The following is a 16,489-nucleotide window of genomic DNA, read 5'->3' as shown; positions in this document are numbered from 1 at the left end:
CTGCTTATTCAGTTGTCTGTTTTAAGCTGTTCCATCTGTTTTTCGAGTTCGTCAACTAATTGTATCAGTTGATCAATTTCTTGCAGATCCGCCGTTTCAGGCTCAATCGATTCCAATTTTTCAAGGAATTGATGGAGACGACTTTTTAACTGATCCACTTGTCCATTGTTTTGTGGATGATTCAAGCGAGACACCTCTTTTCATTCATTTCTATCCTATATGAAAACGCCGAATTGTTCAATGTCCTCTCAATGGGAGCGGTGGGGCGTTTTATGGTTTATGGTATTATGCGTTCCTTGATGGTAGGTTATGCTTGGTTGAAGTGGGTAACGTGTGCCGAGAGTTATGAGCAGGTGAGAGAGTATTTGGCTGTGATTGAGTGGAATGAGAGTAATTTTAATCAATTAGAACTAGACATTGCGAATTTAGACATTGGTAATGCATTTTTTGTGTGAGAAATGGAAGCTGGGCAATGCAATGCTCATAAAGAGTAACACAACGCACCTCCTTGAGAACCGCCAGAATGATATAGGAATTTTGAATTAAAAATAATCAAATTGTTTGAAATATAAAATCTTTGTGATATACTATGGTTAATCAATCGTAAAGGAGGCCGTAGGAGTAGAGACGAATCACATCCTGATGACAAAGGAGGGGATCCGTGAACGGACGGCAGCAATTGCACCGGCCGACTACGACATCTTTATGCAAATGGAAAGTGAAGATATTACTCAGACGTAAAGGCCCAGCCATCATCTGCTAGCAGATATGACTGGGCCTTTTTGTTATTTTACGATTTCATAAGTTTCAACAATCTCAATGGAATCATGCACGGATTGAACCATGGAACAGTTTTTCGTTGTCAGTTCCAGAACACGATCCATTTTCGAATCTTCAATGGAAGAACCTTTAATTGTGAAATGGAGATGGATTCTTTCAATCCGGTCGGCTACATCTGGGTTGCGAACGATTTCCTTAGCCTCCACCGTAATATGTTCGGCCGGCATACGCATTTTGTCCAGAATTTTACGCATGACACCTCCGCTGCATACTGCGACAGATGAGACGAGCAGTTGGAAAGGTCTGAATCCAAATTCATCATTTGAGGAGATGGCTAGCTTTCCATAGGATGTTTCAGTTTCAAAGCCGTTTTCAGTCATTTCAAATTTCATCGTTTTGATTCCTCCTTATGCTACCATTGTATAAGAAATTCAGATATTTAAGGAGCAGAATGCTTATGGATCGAACACTTCAGGCAGAACGGCATCGTTTTTGGATTTTAGTCATCATCGTGTCGATCTCAGGTTTTTCACAAGGTATGTTATTGCCGCTCATTTCAGCGATCTTTGAACGGGATGGTATATCCAGTACATTGAATGGGCTGAATGCTACAGGTCTCTACATCGGGACCCTCCTAGTTTCCCCTTTCATGGAAGCGCCGCTTCGGCGGTTTGGGTATAAACCCGTCATTATTTTTGGAGGAATCATCGTTTTTGGATCGCTCCTTCTGTTTCCGCTTTGGAAGCATGTAGTTTTCTGGTTTATTTTGCGTTTACTCATCGGCATCGGAGACCATGCCCTTCATTTCTCAACACAAACGTGGATTACGAGCACTTCACCGGGCCATCGTCTCGGCAGAAACATTGCGGTTTATGGTTTGTCTTTCAGTGTGGGATTTGGAGCGGGCCCATTATTTGCACCGCTTGTCCATATATTCGAAGGACTGCCTTTCATCATATCTGGCCTGCTTTGCATGGCTGCCTGGTCCCTCGTATTTACTTTGAAAAACGATTTTCCGGATGTTATATCAAGTAACGAGGCAGGCGGGCGCCATTTTGCAGGACGGGCGAAAATGACGATTGCGGTCGCCGGCATCGCGTTTTTAGGACCATTTGGTTATGGCTTTCTGGAGTCATCACTGAATGCCATGTATCCCGTGTACGCCTTGCGAAACGGCTTGGAATTAAGTTCGGTTTCCCTGATATTGGCGACTTTCTCGTTAGGCGGTATTTTATCTCAGCTGCCGCTCGGCATGTTGTCCGATAAAATCGGTAGGCGGACCATTGTTCCAATCACCTACGCTGGAGGCGCAGTCGGCTTCTTGCTTGCAGGATTAGCTGGTGACACGGTCTTGTTTATTCTCATCGCCATTTTTATAACAGGGATTTTCTTAGGCTCTGTCTTCTCGCTCGGCATATCCTACATGTCGGATTTAACGCCAAAGGATCTCTTGCCGACCGGGAATTTACTATGCGGAATTTTCTTCAGTATCGGCAGCTTAACCGGCCCCTTTATCGGCGGCCTGTTTTTAGAGCATTTCGCCAACATGAGCTTTTTGATGATTCTCTCCATCTTCTTTGGTTTGTTATTTATCGTGGCACTTGTTGGAGGGAGAGGAAGGACGCGTGCAATTGGGTGAGTGAGGCTTTTTGGTAATTAAGGCAGAGTGACCGATGGGAGCGTTGTATGGCGTTCAGATTGATATATTGGCGTTTCATCCGGCTATATTGGCATTCAGAATGACTTATTGGCGTTCAATCCTATATTCTGGCGTTCATACTGGTTATCTGGCGTTCAATTCTATATTCTGGCGTTCATACTGGTTATCTGGCGTTCAATCCTATATTCTGGCGTTCGTACTGGTTATCTGGCGTTCAATCCTATATTCTGGCGTTCGTACTGGTTATCTGGCGTTCAATCCTATATTCTGGCGTTCATACTGATTATCTGGCGTTCAATCCTATATTCTGGCGTTCATACTGGTTATCTGGCGTTCGTCCGGCTATATTGGCGTTCAGAATGAGTTATTGGCGTTCATCCGACTATATTGGCGTTCAAAATAAGTAATTGGCGTTCATCCGGCAATATTGGCGTTCAGAATGAGTTATTGGCGTACATCCGGCTATATTGGAGTTCAACCCGTTATACTGGCATTCACCTTATATTACTGTCATGCCATCCAAGCCATGAAACAAATCCAATCCAACAAAAAGCACCCACAAAGTGGATGCTCAGTGCAGAATGGAGTTAACATTTTCGTACTCGAGGACCAAGTCATCGAGCGTTCTGAATTCGTAGCCCAATTTTTTGGCTTCGCGAATAAAGTCGGGGAGCGCTTCTGCGTTATCTGGAGAGACGGTGTGCATGAGGATGACCGCTCCCGGATGTAGTTGGTTCATGAGTTCATTGTACGCGTAGGCTTTTCCTTTCGGCTTGTTTGCATGCCAGTCGATAAAGGCGACGGACCAGAAGATGTGACGGTATCCGAGTTCATTTGCCTGGGCGAGTAGGGCTTCGCTGAAAACTCCTTCAGGCGGACGGAAGTAGTTGGTTCGCTGGACGCCGGCTGTCTGGTTCAGCAGTTCGTCAAACTTCTTCAGTTCTTCTTCCATCTTTTGTTGGGAGACGCTGGCCATATTCGGGTGGTTATAAGAGTGATTTCCGATGATATGGCCTTCCTTCACCATTCGTTTTACGAGGGGCGCCGCGCTTTTTAAATAATGACCAGTGAGAAAGAATGTTGCCGGGGCTTCCTCTTTTTTGAGTGTATCGAGAATGCTTTCCGTATAGCCATTTTCGTAGCCATTATCAAATGTCAGGTAGGCGATTTTCTCATCCGGTTTTCCTTTGTAGATGGCGCCATGACGTTCAAGTATCGTTTCCAATGCGGCTCCTGCATCCGGCGGTACTCCGCCGGATGCTTTTTTGAATCCCCAATGAAACTCTTCCGCTCTAGCGGCAAAAGGATTAAATAGTACACCGACGACGATGATAAAGGCGGCCATTAAAATCCCGGGTCCATGATGTTCCATGCGTAACACACTCCTTTTTCTTCCAGAATCCGAGGGCAGGCTTCAAGACAAGCACCCACAAGGATTTTGTTGTTAGGATGTGCGGTTCTTTAAAAAATATACTTTACGCCAGCAAGTCATGGAGGGCCTCTTCCAGAACCGGAAATTTAAAATGGAAGCCGGCTTCTTGGAGAACTTCAGGCAGGACAAATTGTCCTTCCAGCACGAGGCTGCTTTTTTTGCCTAATGCGATTTGCATTAGCGGCGCAGGGGCTGGCATCCAATGCGGCCGGCCGATTGTGGATCCGATTGCTTTTCCAACTTCGCTCATCCTTTTCGGGAAAGGCGATGTGACATTTACAGGCCCTTCCAAGCTATCGTGTGTTAATGCAAACAAGATGGCGCGTGCGACATCCTCGACATGGACCCAGGAGATCCATTGCTTGCCGCTGCCGATTTTGCCTCCAACGAAAAACTTATAAGGCATGACCATTAACGGAAGTGCTCCCTCCTCTTTGCCGAATACGGTTCCGAACCGTGTAAAGACTGTGCGAATACCCATTTGGGAAGCGGCAGAAGCTTTGTCTTCCCATGCTGTTACAGTTGTACCCAGCAAATCATCTGCTTTTTCTTTTGAACGTTCTGTATAAACAGCGGTTTCCGAGGTCGGATAAATGCCGATTGCACTCGCATTAATTAAAACAGAAGGCTTTTGTTCCATCGCCGAGATGATTCTCAACAATTCATCCGTTGCTTCCATGCGGCTGTTAAAAATTGCTTCTCGATGGGATTGGTTCCATCTTCCATCATTAATTGAGACGCCAGCCAAATTGATAAAGGCATCGACTGCCCCTATTTCTTTTTCTGGACAGGCATCCTCGCTGAGCCATCGAACATACGAGACTCCATTTGAAGTATGGGATGCTTGCCTCGTAAGCACGATGACTTCGTCTTGTTGCGCCTGCAACAACTCCACAAGATGGCGTCCGACAAATCCTGTTCCACCGGCAATTACCACTCTCATTCCAGCCATCTCCTCTCGACTAAAATCAGAAAGCTGACCTCCATGTCTCATCGTTGTATACTAGTAATAGCGGGGAGGTATGCCTATATGTCTGTTATTACGAAAATAACACAACAAAAACGTGATAGCGAACGATATAATATATTTCTCGATGAAGTATACGCATTCAGCGTCCATGAATCCGTGCTCGTCAAGTTTGGTTTGACGAAAGGGATGCAGGTGGATGATTGGGCTAAAGGCGAAATCGAGTACGAAGATCAAATTGAAAAGGCTTTTAATCGTGCGCTTCACTTCTTATCGTTCCGCATGCGAAGCGAGTTTGAAGTGAAGAAGAAGCTTGCGGATTTGGAGTTTGGAGAGGCGGTTATTCTGGAGGCGATCGTCAAATTGAAGCGCCTCGGTTTCTTAAATGATGAAGCATTTTCGGAGGCTTTATTGCAAACACAAAAAAACACTTCGAATAAAGGACCAAAAGCCATTCAACAAGATTTGCAGAAAAAAGGGATCGCTAAGGAATTACAACAACAAGTGATCGAGCAATATTCAGATGAGGAACAGATTGCGCGAGCAAGAAAGTTGGCGGAAAAAGCCGTTAACGGAAATCGTTCCACCCCTCCCGCGCAATTAAAACAAAAAATCCAGAACGCCTTATTACGAAAAGGATTCTCCTATGAGGTGGTCAATCAAGTCATTGATAACCTGGAGATGGAAATAGAAGAGGACGAGTGGGATGCGATGACTGACTCAATCGGTGAGAAAGCATGGCGTCGGTACCACTCAAAACATTCGGGTTATCAATTGATCAACCGGGTGAAGCAGGCGATGTATCAAAAAGGCATACCGATGGATCGGATCAACCGGTTCATTGAAAAGAAGGAGACTGAGGATCATGGAGAGCCAGAAGAAATATAGTGAGATGACAGAACACGAGCTTCGCTCTGAATTTGCACGGCTAATGGAAAAAGCGCGTAAAGCGGAGCAGCTTGGCATTGTAAACGAATATGCGGTGTATCAGAGAAAAGCCGTTATTGTACAATCCTATTTGGTTGATGCAGACTCGATTGTTCCGGGAGAAGTGTATCGGATCGATGGGGATGAAGGAGTTTTCTTCAAGGTGGATTACTTGAAGGGCCTATTTGCCTGGGGTTACCGACTGAGTGGAACACGGGCGGAAGAAGCATTGCCGATTTCCATGCTGAAACCATTAAAATCAGGGAAATGACCGAAAATAAGAGCTGCCTGCGATAGGACAGGCAGCTCTTATGAATTCGGGATGAACTTCAATTTTTTTCTAAGCTTGTCTTCAGAGAAAATCCACCCCGTGTAGGAGTTGACGACTTCCAAGTCTTTATTAAGATGGGCAACTGCCACAAATGGATAATACCCTTTACTCCGATAGCGTAAATCGATGAGGCGGACTTCCACAATGTCGCCGACATACGAGATGGCCCAACGGTAAATGGGTGAAAAAGAAACAAAGGCTTTGATATTCCGATCTTTCATAGCTGCCTCGATGTAGGGGGAATCAGGCAGTGGCTCCCGTTCAAAACGATCGTAAATATTTACGGACCGTTTATAGGCACGTCCAACGTAATGATATTTTTCATTCGAAGCGGCCACGCGCCATTGGAAAAACCGCATTGTCGGTGCAATGAAAATGTTTGTCGCATCAGGAACTGTGTTGCAAACGGCCTTCTTTACAGCCGCTTTAACCGCAAAGCGCAGTAGATAGTAGCCGAACAGCACGGCATAGAGCAGTGCAAATGTAAATATTGGGTTGCTGCCGAGTATCCAGGCGAGAATGGCGATAATATGCAATCCAAATATTATCGGATCGAACGTATTAATTACCCCAATCGCGACCCACCGATTGGAGAAGGGGCGCAAGGCTTGTGTGCCGTATGAATTAAAAATGTCCACAAAGACATGAAGGAATACGGCTAAAAATGTCCAAGCCCAAACATGGATATAATCTGCACCAGGCAACAGAAACGAAAGCAACACTGAAATAACGAGAGGCCAAAGCAACACAGCAGGGACGGAATGGGTGATGCCCCGATGATTCCGGATATAGATGGCATTGTTCTTCAATTTTAGAACGGTGTCGATATCCGGTATGAGGGATCCGCCGGCTATTCCGACAAAAACAGCTGTCATGGTCACAGGATCCGAAGAAACGACAGGATCCGCAAGTGCGATTCCGCAAACTGCCGCACTCATGACAATATGTGTTCCTGTATCCAAGTGATCACTCCTTCCTTCAGTTCATCAGTGTCTTCTTAATATTAGTATATACCCTTTTTTTATCGAATAAAAAGTATTTGCAAGGTGGCGGATAAGTTGTTGCAGGAGAAAAAACAGAAAAAATTATTTCAGGAGGCACTCGTTTCCTGGTATTACAGGGAAAAACGTGACCTTCCATGGCGAAAAACAACGGATCCGTACTTAATCTGGGTATCAGAAGTGATGCTGCAGCAAACACGTGTGGAGACTGTCATTCCTTATTATGAACGTTTCACGGCGAAGTTTCCGACAATGCAAGCTTTGTCGAATGCCAAAGAAGAAGAATTATTAAAAATGTGGGAAGGCCTCGGTTATTACTCGAGGGCCCGAAATCTTCAGCAGGGTGTCAAAGAAGTAGTGGAATCGTATGGCGGCAGCGTGCCGACCACTAGAAAAGAAATTTCTTCTCTTCGTGGAGTCGGACCTTATACGGCGGGAGCCATCTTAAGCATTGCATTCGGTATTCCCGAACATGCTGTTGATGGAAATGTGATGCGCGTTTTATCAAGGATTCTTCTTATTGAAGAAGATATCGCTTTGCCGAAAACGAGAAAAACGTTCGAGCAGGCCGTTATGGATTTGATCTATAAAGAGGACCCTTCCGCTTTCAATCAAGCCTTGATGGAACTTGGAGCTACCATCTGCATACCACGGCCCAAATGCCTGCTTTGTCCAGTCCGGGAATTCTGTGCTGCTTTTGAAGAAGGGCGGCAAGATGAATTGCCGATCAAGACGAAGAAAACAAAAATGAAAACTGTTCCTTTGGCTTTTTTTGCAATTACGGACGGAAATGGCAAGTGGTTCATGCAACAGCGTCCGGAGAAAGGCCTACTAGCGAATATGTGGGAGTTCCCGACAGCCGAACTGATGCAAGAAGAAAATCCTGCCCTAGCGATCAAGAATCAGTATGGCCTTCAATTGGATGAGGTATCAGCAATATTTGATTTTAACCATGTGTTTTCCCATTTAACTTGGGAAGTGAAAGGGTATATTGCGAGGACATCGGATGTCGGAGTTATCTCAGAAAAGGCAAAATGGTTCACAGCAGAGGAAGTTGAAGCGTTGCCAAAACCGATGCCTGTCATTAAATTATGGGATGTAGTTCATCCGGTCGATTAGAAAAAAATACCGTCGAATAAAAACGCCTCATGTGCACATCATATTGTTCACGGAGGTGAAAATCCATGACAAAAAATCCATTCAGCAAAAACGCCAAAACAGATGCGAATCATGTAAGGCAGCAAAACCAACGTTCAGCGATGAACGCTCAGAATCAAGGACAGTTCTCTTCTTTGGGAAGTGAATTTGGTTCTGAAACGGATGTACAACATGTGAGAGAACAAAACCAACGTTCAGCAATGAACAACTCAGGTCAATTCTCGAATATGACTGCTGAGTTTGGCTCCGAAACGGATGTGAACCATGTGAAAGAACAGAACAGTCGTTCAGCAATGAACAACCAAGGTCAGTTCACGAACATGACTTCAGAATTCGGTTCCGAAACTGATGTAAATCACGTGAAGGAACAGAATCAACGTGCTGAGATGAACAAGCAAAAAGCTTCGGGCACTCAGGGGAACCAAACAAAATAATTGGATTGACATCACCGGCCGGCGGGAGCAATTAAGCTTCCGCCGGTTTCTTTCGGTTTGAATACATTTTCATTCTTTTTCCACTTGGAATCGCTTTTGTTCAAATTTTAAGAGGCAATTGGTATAATGAAAAAATAGAAAAAGGCATCCAAATTTACGGTTGCCGAAGGTGGTTATTAAATGGCGATTCCAAAAGAAGGAGAAACGATACAAGTACATAGCTACAAACATGATGGAAACATTCACCGTGTATGGCAGGAAACAATGGTGTTAAAGGGGACTCGCAATATTGTCATCGGGGCCAATGAACGGACACTCGTTACAGAAGCGGACGGCCGGACTTGGTTGACAAGGGAGCCTTCCATTTGTTATTTCCATGCTGAGCATTGGTTCAACATCATTTGCATGCTACGAGAAGACGGCGTCTACTATTACGTCAATATGAGCTCGCCATTTGTATACGACAATAAATCGCTGAAGTACATTGATTATGATCTTGATGTAAAAGTATTTCCGGATATGAGTTATGTCATACTGGATGAGGACGAATACGCGGACCATAAAAAGAAGATGAACTATCCGGATGTCATCGATCAAATTTTGCGCCGGAACCTGGATAAGCTTCTCGTATGGATAAAACAGCGTAAAGGCCCGTTTGCTCCGGACTTCATCGAAGTTTGGACATCGCGTTATGAATTTTACAAACAGGTGAAAAAACCATGACCGGAAAGCCTTCCTGCACGCAGCAGTGGGCTTTCCGTTGTTTTTGGAAGGGAGTGATGGCATGGGAGAAAGTATCAAGCGGTACATGAAGTTTGTTAAACCATACAATTGGCAGATTTTCTTGACAATCGTCATTGGGATCGTTAAATTCGCAATTCCGTTGTTCATTCCATTGTTAATAAAGATTGTCCTCGATGACATAATCGGAGCGGACGATCTGACAAAGGGAGAACAGACACGCTATTTATTCTATTGGCTTGGGGGCACGGTGCTGCTGTTTTTCATCATCCGGCCGCCAGTCGAATATTACCGCCAATATTACGCACAGTATGTCAGTAACAAAATTCTTTACGACATCAGACAGAATTTATTTTCCCATCTGCAGCGACTGGGTTTACGGTTTTATTCGAATACAAGGGCAGGAGAAGTTATTTCCCGGGTCATAAATGATGTGGAGCAGACAAAAAACTTCGTCATGATCGGGCTAATGAATGTATGGCTCGACCTGGCAACCATCATCATTGCGGTCATTATTATGTTGACGATGGATGTTCCTCTGACAATTGTTACATTAATTGCCTTCCCGTTTTATGCGTATAGTGTGAAGCATTTCTTTGGAAAGCTGCGAGAACTGACTCGTAAAAGGTCACAAGCTCTCGCAGATGTACAAAGTTATTTGCATGAACGGGTAGCCGGTATAAGTGTCATTAAGAGCTTTGCCTTGGAAGAGAAGGAGCAAGAAAACTTCGACGGAACTAATGGCAATTTCCTTGCAAAGGCAATCGATCATACAAAATGGAATGCCAAAGCTTTCGCAGTCGTCAATACGATAACCGATGTTGCGCCTTTGCTGGTGATCGGTTATGCAGGTTATCAAGTAATCAATGGATCATTATCTGTCGGTACAATGGTTGCTTTCATTGCGTATATCGACCGGTTGTACAACCCGCTGCGTCGTCTTGTTAATGCTTCCACGACATTGACACAGTCCTTTGCGTCTATGGATCGTGTGTTTGACCTGATGGAAGAGCCGTATGATATTACAGATAAACCTGGAGCCAAACCTTTGCCGGTCATTGAGGGCCGCATTGATTTTGACGACGTCAGCTTTTCTTATGAGGAAGAAGGGCTGGAAGTGTTGAAAGAGATTAATTTAACTGTTCAGCCGGGCGAAACGATTGCGCTTGTCGGCATGAGTGGAGGAGGGAAATCGACGATTGTCAGTTTGATACCGCGGTTTTATGATGTGTCATCGGGCGCCATCCGAATTGACGGCCATGACGTCCGTGATATCCAGCTGAAATCGTTGAGGAACCAGATTGGTATCGTGCTTCAGGATAATATTCTCTTCAGCGATTCGGTACGGAGCAACATAATGATGGGGAATCCGGATGCAACGGAAGAAGAAGTCATTGCTGCGGCCAAAGCGGCAAACGCCCATGACTTCATCGAGTCCTTGCCGGAAGGTTATGATACAAAAGTAGGTGAACGGGGCGTCAAGCTGTCAGGCGGCCAGAAACAACGGATCGCCATTGCTCGGGTCTTCCTGAAAAATCCGCCTTTGCTTATTTTGGATGAAGCGACATCCGCTCTGGATTTGGAGAGTGAAGCGCTCATCCAAGAATCGTTGGAACGATTAGCACATGATCGGACTACGTTCATCGTTGCTCACCGGTTATCTACGGTCACGCATGCGGACAAAATAATTGTCATTGATCATGGTGAATTAAAAGAAGCGGGTAGGCACGAAGAATTAATGGAGCAGAAAGGAATTTATTATAACTTGTTCCAAGTCCAAAATTTATAAACTATCAAACACTACTGATAAATAGAATTATCAGTGGTGTTTTTATTTTCGGAATTTCATATTGCCTTTTAACCTACAAAAAGTATAATAAGAGTAATTCAATGTTTCAGAATTTCTAAAAAGTAGAAAAAGGTGATCTGATGGTAGAAAAGAAAATAATCCTGGATGTGAAGGATTTACAGACTACCTTTTTCACCGATTCGGGTGAAGTGCCGGCAGTCGACCATATTGATTTTCAGTTGAAGGAAGGGGAAGTATTAGGCATTGTCGGGGAGTCTGGATGTGGGAAAAGTGTAACGTCCTTGTCCATCATGGGACTTGTGCCAAATCCGCCGGGGAAGGTGGTAGGCGGTGAAATCCTGTATGACGGCGCCGATCTCCTCGAGAAGAAAGAAGCTGAGATGAGGCAAATTCGGGGCAATGACATAGCAATGATATTTCAAGAACCGATGACATCGCTGAATCCTTTATTCACCATCGGGAATCAAATGACCGAAGCGATACGGATTCATGAGCGAAAGCTTTCCAAAAAGGAAATTCAGCAAAAAGCGGTCGATATGCTAAAAATGGTCGGATTGCCAAGGGCGTCTGAGCTCATGAAAGACTATCCACATCAGCTGTCAGGAGGGATGCGGCAGCGCGTCATGATTGCGATGGCATTAGCTTGCAATCCTAAAATCCTGATTGCGGATGAACCGACTACGGCACTCGATGTGACCATTCAGGCGCAAATCCTTAAATTGATGAAAGATTTGAATGAACGTTTACATACAGCCATCCTGCTGATCACGCATGATCTAGGTGTAGTGGCAGATGTGTGCGAGAGGGTCATTGTCATGTATGCGGGCCAAATTATTGAAGAGGCTCCAACCGAGACATTATTCGATCACCCGCAACATCCATACACGAAGGGACTGATTCAATCTGTCCCAGACTTGCGTGAAAAAAGGGATCGTCTTTATTCCATTCCCGGAAATGTTCCGAGGCCGGGGACGATTAAACAGGGTTGCCGGTTTGCGGCCAGATGTGAATTTGCGTTTGACCGATGTAAAGTGGAAAATCCGGAATTGTATGCGACCTCGGACGCCCATCAAACGAGATGCTTCTTATATGACGGGGAAGGGGTGAAGACACATGGAAGAGAAGCCGTTGCTGAGAGTTGAAGGATTAAAAAAATACTTTCCGGTTAAGAAAGGCCCGTTAGGCCGGATTGCCGGACATGTGAAAGCGGTCGATGATGTCTCCTTCCATGTGAATGAAGGGGAAACGTTAGGGATTGTCGGGGAGAGCGGCTGCGGAAAATCGACGACGGGAAAATTGCTGATGCGGTTGTTATCTCCGACAGCTGGCACGGTCGAATTTGATGGGAAAGATATCACCACTTTGACGAATGATGAAATGCGCAAAGTGAGACGGGATATTCAGATGGTATTCCAAGATCCATACGCTTCGTTGAATCCGCGGCATAGTATAGCAAGGATACTTGAGGAACCGCTGATCGTACACGGGATCGCTTCCAAGAAAGAACGGAGAGAGAAAGTGAAGCAATTCCTCGAAGTTGTCGGGTTAAGCAGCTATCACGCCAAACGCTTTCCGCATCAATTCAGTGGCGGCCAGCGGCAACGAATCGGGATTGCTAGGGCGTTGATGACTAACCCGAAACTGATCATAGCGGATGAGCCTGTCTCTGCCCTGGATGTTTCCATCCAGGCACAAGTCTTAAACCTTATGCAAGACTTACAAAAAGAATTCAAGCTTACTTATATATTCATCGCCCATGACTTGAGTGTCGTCCGGCATATTAGCGACCGGGTAGGCGTCATGTATTTAGGAAAACTCGTAGAGATCGCCGATAGTGAACAGCTATATGAGGAGCCTCTCCATCCGTATACGCAGGCCTTATTATCAGCTGTGCCGATTCCCGATCCTCATTTCAAAAATGAGCAAATCATCATCGAAGGGGATATTCCGAATCCGGCTGATCCGCCTTCGGGCTGTCCGTTCCATACGAGATGCCCGCACAAAATGGAGATTTGCACAAAAGTTACACCTGCTTTGAATGAGAAAAAATCTGGTCATTCTGTCGCCTGTCATCTGTATAACGAACAGGCCGGCAATGATATAAAACAATTGGAGGGGTCTGTATGAAGAAAAAGAGAATCCTGTCCTTATCATTTGTCATGCTGTTAGGGTTGTCGATGATACTTGCGGCTTGTGGCAGCGGTGGCAGTGAAGGCGGGAATAGTTCATCGGGGAAAGGGAGTTCCATCCTCGTCTTTGGTCGTGGAGGCGATTCAACATCTTTGGATCCTTCAAGGGTAACTGAAGGGGAGACATTTAAAGTAACAGTGAACTTATTCGAAACGTTATTGAATTTCGGAGAAGAGGATACAACGATTCAGCCTGGATTAGCAGAGAAATGGGATACGTCTGATGATGGTCTGACTTACACTTTCCATTTACGGGAAGGGGTCAAATTCCATGACGGCACAGACTTCAACGCGGATGCTGTCGTTAAAAACTTTGACCGCTGGGCGAATGGCGATGCGGATAAATTTCCGTATTATAGCTCCATGTTCGGTGGATTCAAAGGAGACGAAGAGCATGTGATCGATTCAGTCACGGCACAGGATGAAAAAACTGTCGTCATCAAGCTGAAAAGACCGCAAGCGCCATTCTTAAAAAATATCGCGATGAGCATGTTTGCGATTGCCAGCCCGACTGCATTTGAACAAGGCGACGACCAGTTCGAACGGAATCCGGTCGGAACAGGGCCATTCAAGTTTGTAGATTGGAAAGCAAACGATACGATTACGATTGAGAAGTTTGAAGATTATTGGCAAAAAGGACTGCCGAAGCTTGATAAGGTTGTGTTCAAATCAATACCAGATAACTCTGCACGGTTAAATGCCTTGATTAAAGGTGAAATCGATTTAGCGGATGGCATCAATCCTGCTGATGGCGAGAAAATTGAAAGTAACGATGATCTGCAGTTAATCGAGCGTCCATCTATGAACGTAGGCTACTTGGGATTGACAGTAACACGTCCTCCATTTGATAAAAAAGAAGTGCGCCAGGCATTGAACTATGCAATTGATAAAGAGACGATCATCAATTCATTCTTCGAAGGGCGTGCAAACATAGCGAAGAATCCGATGCCGCCTTCCATTTCAGGCTATAACGACGACATCGAAGCGTATGAGTATAATCCTGAAAAAGCAAAAGAACTTCTTGCGGAAGCGGGCCTTGCGGACGGCTTTGAAATGGAACTATGGGCAATGCCTGTACCTCGTCCATACATGCCAGACGGCAAAAAAGTAGCGGAAGTAATCCAAAGCAACTTGGCTGACATTGGAGTAAAAGCGAAAATCGTTTCCTATGAATGGGCTACCTATTTGGATAAAGCAAGCAAAGGGGAAGCGGATGCGTTCATGTTAGGATGGACGGGAGACAACGGAGATGCTGACAACTTCCTGTACGTCTTGCTTGATGAAGATAATATCGGAAGCAATAACTACACGTATTTCAAAAATGATGAAATGCATGACCTTTTCATTAAAGCACAAACAGAAGTAGATGAAGAGAAGCGGAATGAATATTACCGCCAAGCACAAGAAATTATTCATGACGAAGCTCCTTGGGTTCCAATCGCCCATTCCACTCCGCTGTTAGCTGCGAAGAAGGGGCTGACAGGATTCAAGCCGCATCCTACTGGTTCTGACATGTTGTTGAATGTGGAAGTGAAGTAATCAAAATAGCTCGTAATAGGCTGGATGAAAAAGGGAGAGGCTGTCAGCTTCCTCCCTTTTCCTTCTTGCAAGGAGTCCGCCTAATTGGTAGAGAGGTGAATAGGAATGGTCGGCTATGTAGGAAGACGTTTATTACAATTGATACCCGTGTTGCTTGGCATGGCTTTCATCGTATTCATGATGATCCGGGCGATTCCTGGAAACCCGGCCCAAGTCATATTAGGCCAACAGGCGACACCTGAAGCTGTAGCCGCGATGAATGAAAAGCTTGGCCTGGACAAACCGTGGTATTCACAGTTCTTTCATTATCTTGGTGGTATTTTAAAAGGCGATTTAGGTCAATCCATGCGCACCCGGCTTCCCGTGGCAGACGAAATTTGGCCGCATCTGGCGGCAACGCTGGAGCTTGCAATCTTTGCAATTATCATTGCCGTAGTAATTGGCATGAATGCAGGTATCATTTCAGCCTGGTTCCAAAATTCATGGTTTGATTACACAGCAATGATTTTGGCGCTTGTAGGTGTTTCCATGCCGATCTTTTGGCTTGGCCTGTTAGGGCAATGGGGGATTGCTATTGAACTCGGCTGGCTGCCGACTTCAGGGCGCGAGGAAGTGAGAGATCCGGTACATGCTATTACGCATCTGTATGTGATTGATACGATTCTCCAAGGACGCTTTGATCAATTAGGGCAAGTGTTGCGACACTTAGTGCTTCCAGGATTTGCCCTTGCAACGATTCCCATGGCAATCATTGCCCGGATGACCCGTTCGAGTATGCTCGAAGTTATGCGTTCTGATTACATCCGCACTGCTCGGGCAAAAGGACAGAAGATGTTTTGGGTCGTCTATAAGCATGCGTTAAAAAATGCAATTATTCCAGTCCTGACAGTAATCGGCCTGCAGATGGGCATGCTGCTCGGCGGTGCAATCTTGACTGAAACGATTTTTGCATGGCCAGGCATCGGACGCTATATATATGAGGCTATTAATTTCCGTGATTACCCGGTTATCCAATCTGGCATTTTAGTCGTTGCCTTCATATTCGTCATGATTAATCTAGTTGTCGATTTATTATATGGCTTGATTGATGCGAGGATTAAATATGATTAACAGAAGGGGGCGATACATATGTCTGAATTGACGCCAAAGGTTGATGGAATTGCTGAAGCGAAAATGGATAAGACGACCGGGCCATGGCTGGATGCTTGGCAAAACTTCCGGAAAAGCAAAATTGCGGTTGTCGGCATGGCAATCGTCCTGTTCTTTATTCTGGTGGCATTTTTAGCTCCATGGCTTGCGCCGGAAGGGATTAATGACCAGAGTCATGCAGACCGTCTGCAGCCACCTTCTTCCGCTCATTGGCTGGGTACCGATGATTTCGGAAGGGATATCCTATCCAGAATTATCTATGGGGCAAGGATCTCCTTATCTGTCGGATTTTTATCCGTCGTCCTCTCCGTCGTTGTCGGGAGTATGCTCGGCATCGTAGCCGGTTATTACGGCCGATGGGTGGATATGAT

The 16,489-nt window shown here is 45.2% G+C and carries 19 protein-coding genes; 14 read left to right on the top strand and 5 right to left on the bottom strand.

Features of this window, described 5'->3' with window-relative positions:
* Positions 1-8: 8 nt before the first annotated feature.
* Positions 9-185: an SE1561 family protein gene (locus NCCP2222_RS15930; RefSeq protein ID WP_238079396.1), complete on the bottom strand. Its 177-nt coding sequence runs from the start codon at positions 183-185 to the stop codon at positions 9-11.
* 87 nt (positions 186-272) lie between these two features.
* On the opposite strand from NCCP2222_RS15930, the gene NCCP2222_RS15925 reads away from it, so the two are divergent.
* Positions 273-455, top strand: a complete 183-nt coding sequence (locus NCCP2222_RS15925; RefSeq protein WP_248513325.1) for a hypothetical protein — start codon at positions 273-275, stop codon at positions 453-455.
* Between the two features lie 330 nt (positions 456-785).
* On the opposite strand, the gene NCCP2222_RS15920 is transcribed toward NCCP2222_RS15925, so the two are convergent.
* Positions 786-1,172, bottom strand: a complete 387-nt coding sequence (locus NCCP2222_RS15920) for an OsmC family protein (protein ID WP_248513324.1) — start codon at positions 1,170-1,172, stop codon at positions 786-788.
* Positions 1,173-1,237: 65 nt separating this feature from the next.
* Here NCCP2222_RS15920 and NCCP2222_RS15915 point away from each other — a divergent pair, with 65 nt between their 5' ends.
* The gene (locus NCCP2222_RS15915) at positions 1,238-2,419 is read left to right on the top strand and encodes an MFS transporter (RefSeq protein ID WP_248513323.1); all 1,182 of its coding nucleotides are present in this window, start codon (positions 1,238-1,240) and stop codon (positions 2,417-2,419) included.
* A gap of 34 nt (positions 2,420-2,453) precedes the next feature.
* The gene (locus NCCP2222_RS15910; protein ID WP_248513322.1) at positions 2,454-2,723 is read left to right on the top strand and encodes a hypothetical protein; all 270 of its coding nucleotides are present in this window, start codon (positions 2,454-2,456) and stop codon (positions 2,721-2,723) included.
* Positions 2,724-3,011: 288 nt separating this feature from the next.
* Here NCCP2222_RS15910 and pdaA read toward each other — a convergent pair whose 3' ends face one another.
* Positions 3,012-3,812, bottom strand: a complete 801-nt coding sequence (pdaA, locus tag NCCP2222_RS15905; protein ID WP_248513321.1) for a delta-lactam-biosynthetic de-N-acetylase — start codon at positions 3,810-3,812, stop codon at positions 3,012-3,014.
* Positions 3,813-3,915: 103 nt separating this feature from the next.
* Positions 3,916-4,815 carry a TIGR01777 family oxidoreductase gene (locus NCCP2222_RS15900; protein ID WP_248513320.1) on the bottom strand — a complete coding sequence of 300 codons (900 nt, stop codon included), beginning with the start codon at positions 4,813-4,815 and terminating at the stop codon, positions 3,916-3,918.
* A gap of 87 nt (positions 4,816-4,902) precedes the next feature.
* Here NCCP2222_RS15900 and recX point away from each other — a divergent pair, with 87 nt between their 5' ends.
* Together recX and NCCP2222_RS15890 are read left to right on the top strand one after the other, a co-directional pair.
* Positions 4,903-5,727: a recombination regulator RecX gene (recX, locus tag NCCP2222_RS15895; protein ID WP_248513319.1), complete on the top strand. Its 825-nt coding sequence runs from the start codon at positions 4,903-4,905 to the stop codon at positions 5,725-5,727.
* Positions 5,705-6,037 (top strand): YfhH family protein, encoded by a 333-nt coding sequence (locus NCCP2222_RS15890; protein ID WP_248513317.1) that lies wholly within the window; start codon positions 5,705-5,707, stop codon positions 6,035-6,037. Before recX ends, NCCP2222_RS15890 begins: the two co-directional genes overlap by 23 nt.
* A gap of 38 nt (positions 6,038-6,075) precedes the next feature.
* Here NCCP2222_RS15890 and NCCP2222_RS15885 read toward each other — a convergent pair whose 3' ends face one another.
* Positions 6,076-7,059, bottom strand: coding sequence for a metal-dependent hydrolase (locus NCCP2222_RS15885; RefSeq protein ID WP_248513315.1), 984 nt, complete (start codon positions 7,057-7,059; stop codon positions 6,076-6,078).
* 99 nt (positions 7,060-7,158) lie between these two features.
* On the opposite strand from NCCP2222_RS15885, the gene mutY reads away from it, so the two are divergent.
* From mutY to NCCP2222_RS15840, 9 genes are all read left to right on the top strand, one after another.
* A complete protein-coding gene (mutY, locus tag NCCP2222_RS15880; protein ID WP_248513539.1) occupies positions 7,159-8,217 on the top strand; it encodes an A/G-specific adenine glycosylase in 1,059 nt (352 codons plus the stop codon).
* 65 nt (positions 8,218-8,282) lie between these two features.
* Positions 8,283-8,690, top strand: coding sequence for a gamma-type small acid-soluble spore protein (locus NCCP2222_RS15875; RefSeq protein WP_282570718.1), 408 nt, complete (start codon positions 8,283-8,285; stop codon positions 8,688-8,690).
* A gap of 180 nt (positions 8,691-8,870) precedes the next feature.
* Positions 8,871-9,413, top strand: coding sequence for a nucleoside tri-diphosphate phosphatase (ntdP, locus tag NCCP2222_RS15870; RefSeq protein ID WP_238079388.1), 543 nt, complete (start codon positions 8,871-8,873; stop codon positions 9,411-9,413).
* A gap of 61 nt (positions 9,414-9,474) precedes the next feature.
* The gene (locus tag NCCP2222_RS15865) at positions 9,475-11,220 is read left to right on the top strand and encodes an ABC transporter ATP-binding protein (RefSeq protein ID WP_248513313.1); all 1,746 of its coding nucleotides are present in this window, start codon (positions 9,475-9,477) and stop codon (positions 11,218-11,220) included.
* A 140-nt stretch (positions 11,221-11,360) separates the two neighbouring features.
* Complete coding sequence (locus tag NCCP2222_RS15860) at positions 11,361-12,383, top strand: ABC transporter ATP-binding protein (RefSeq protein ID WP_248513311.1); 1,023 nt, start codon at positions 11,361-11,363, stop codon at positions 12,381-12,383.
* Positions 12,355-13,368 (top strand): ABC transporter ATP-binding protein, encoded by a 1,014-nt coding sequence (locus tag NCCP2222_RS15855; RefSeq protein WP_248513309.1) that lies wholly within the window; start codon positions 12,355-12,357, stop codon positions 13,366-13,368. The genes NCCP2222_RS15860 and NCCP2222_RS15855 overlap by 29 nt, the downstream gene beginning before the upstream one ends.
* On the top strand, positions 13,365-14,969 hold the full coding sequence (locus NCCP2222_RS15850) for an ABC transporter substrate-binding protein (RefSeq protein WP_248513307.1): 1,605 nt from the start codon (positions 13,365-13,367) through the stop codon (positions 14,967-14,969). The genes NCCP2222_RS15855 and NCCP2222_RS15850 overlap by 4 nt, the downstream gene beginning before the upstream one ends.
* Positions 14,970-15,074: 105 nt before the next feature.
* Entirely contained in the window at positions 15,075-16,079 is a 1,005-nt protein-coding gene (locus NCCP2222_RS15845) for an ABC transporter permease (RefSeq protein ID WP_248513305.1), read from the top strand.
* A gap of 18 nt (positions 16,080-16,097) precedes the next feature.
* The coding region (locus tag NCCP2222_RS15840) for an ABC transporter permease (RefSeq protein WP_375709199.1) at positions 16,098-16,489 on the top strand (392 nt) is incomplete at its 3' end.

The organism is Sporosarcina sp. NCCP-2222, assembly GCF_023168145.1.
Taxonomy (GTDB): domain Bacteria; phylum Bacillota; class Bacilli; order Bacillales_A; family Planococcaceae; genus Sporosarcina.
Note: the sequence above shows the minus strand (reverse complement) of the source record. Positions and strands in the feature narration are given on the sequence as shown.

Coding starts and splice junctions, on each gene's coding strand:
- NCCP2222_RS15915 (WP_248513323.1), top strand. CDS start 1,238: ATGGATCGAACACTTCAGGCAGAACGGCATCGTTTTTGGATTTTAGTC.
- NCCP2222_RS15875 (WP_282570718.1), top strand. CDS start 8,283: ATGACAAAAAATCCATTCAGCAAAAACGCCAAAACAGATGCGAATCAT.
- NCCP2222_RS15920 (WP_248513324.1), bottom strand. CDS start 1,172: ATGAAATTTGAAATGACTGAAAACGGCTTTGAAACTGAAACATCCTAT.
- recX (WP_248513319.1), top strand. CDS start 4,903: ATGTCTGTTATTACGAAAATAACACAACAAAAACGTGATAGCGAACGA.
- NCCP2222_RS15855 (WP_248513309.1), top strand. CDS start 12,355: ATGGAAGAGAAGCCGTTGCTGAGAGTTGAAGGATTAAAAAAATACTTT.
- ntdP (WP_238079388.1), top strand. CDS start 8,871: ATGGCGATTCCAAAAGAAGGAGAAACGATACAAGTACATAGCTACAAA.
- NCCP2222_RS15850 (WP_248513307.1), top strand. CDS start 13,365: ATGAAGAAAAAGAGAATCCTGTCCTTATCATTTGTCATGCTGTTAGGG.
- NCCP2222_RS15860 (WP_248513311.1), top strand. CDS start 11,361: ATGGTAGAAAAGAAAATAATCCTGGATGTGAAGGATTTACAGACTACC.
- NCCP2222_RS15845 (WP_248513305.1), top strand. CDS start 15,075: ATGGTCGGCTATGTAGGAAGACGTTTATTACAATTGATACCCGTGTTG.
- NCCP2222_RS15865 (WP_248513313.1), top strand. CDS start 9,475: ATGGGAGAAAGTATCAAGCGGTACATGAAGTTTGTTAAACCATACAAT.
- NCCP2222_RS15910 (WP_248513322.1), top strand. CDS start 2,454: ATGGGAGCGTTGTATGGCGTTCAGATTGATATATTGGCGTTTCATCCG.
- NCCP2222_RS15925 (WP_248513325.1), top strand. CDS start 273: ATGGTTTATGGTATTATGCGTTCCTTGATGGTAGGTTATGCTTGGTTG.
- NCCP2222_RS15900 (WP_248513320.1), bottom strand. CDS start 4,815: ATGAGAGTGGTAATTGCCGGTGGAACAGGATTTGTCGGACGCCATCTT.
- NCCP2222_RS15890 (WP_248513317.1), top strand. CDS start 5,705: ATGGAGAGCCAGAAGAAATATAGTGAGATGACAGAACACGAGCTTCGC.
- pdaA (WP_248513321.1), bottom strand. CDS start 3,812: ATGGAACATCATGGACCCGGGATTTTAATGGCCGCCTTTATCATCGTC.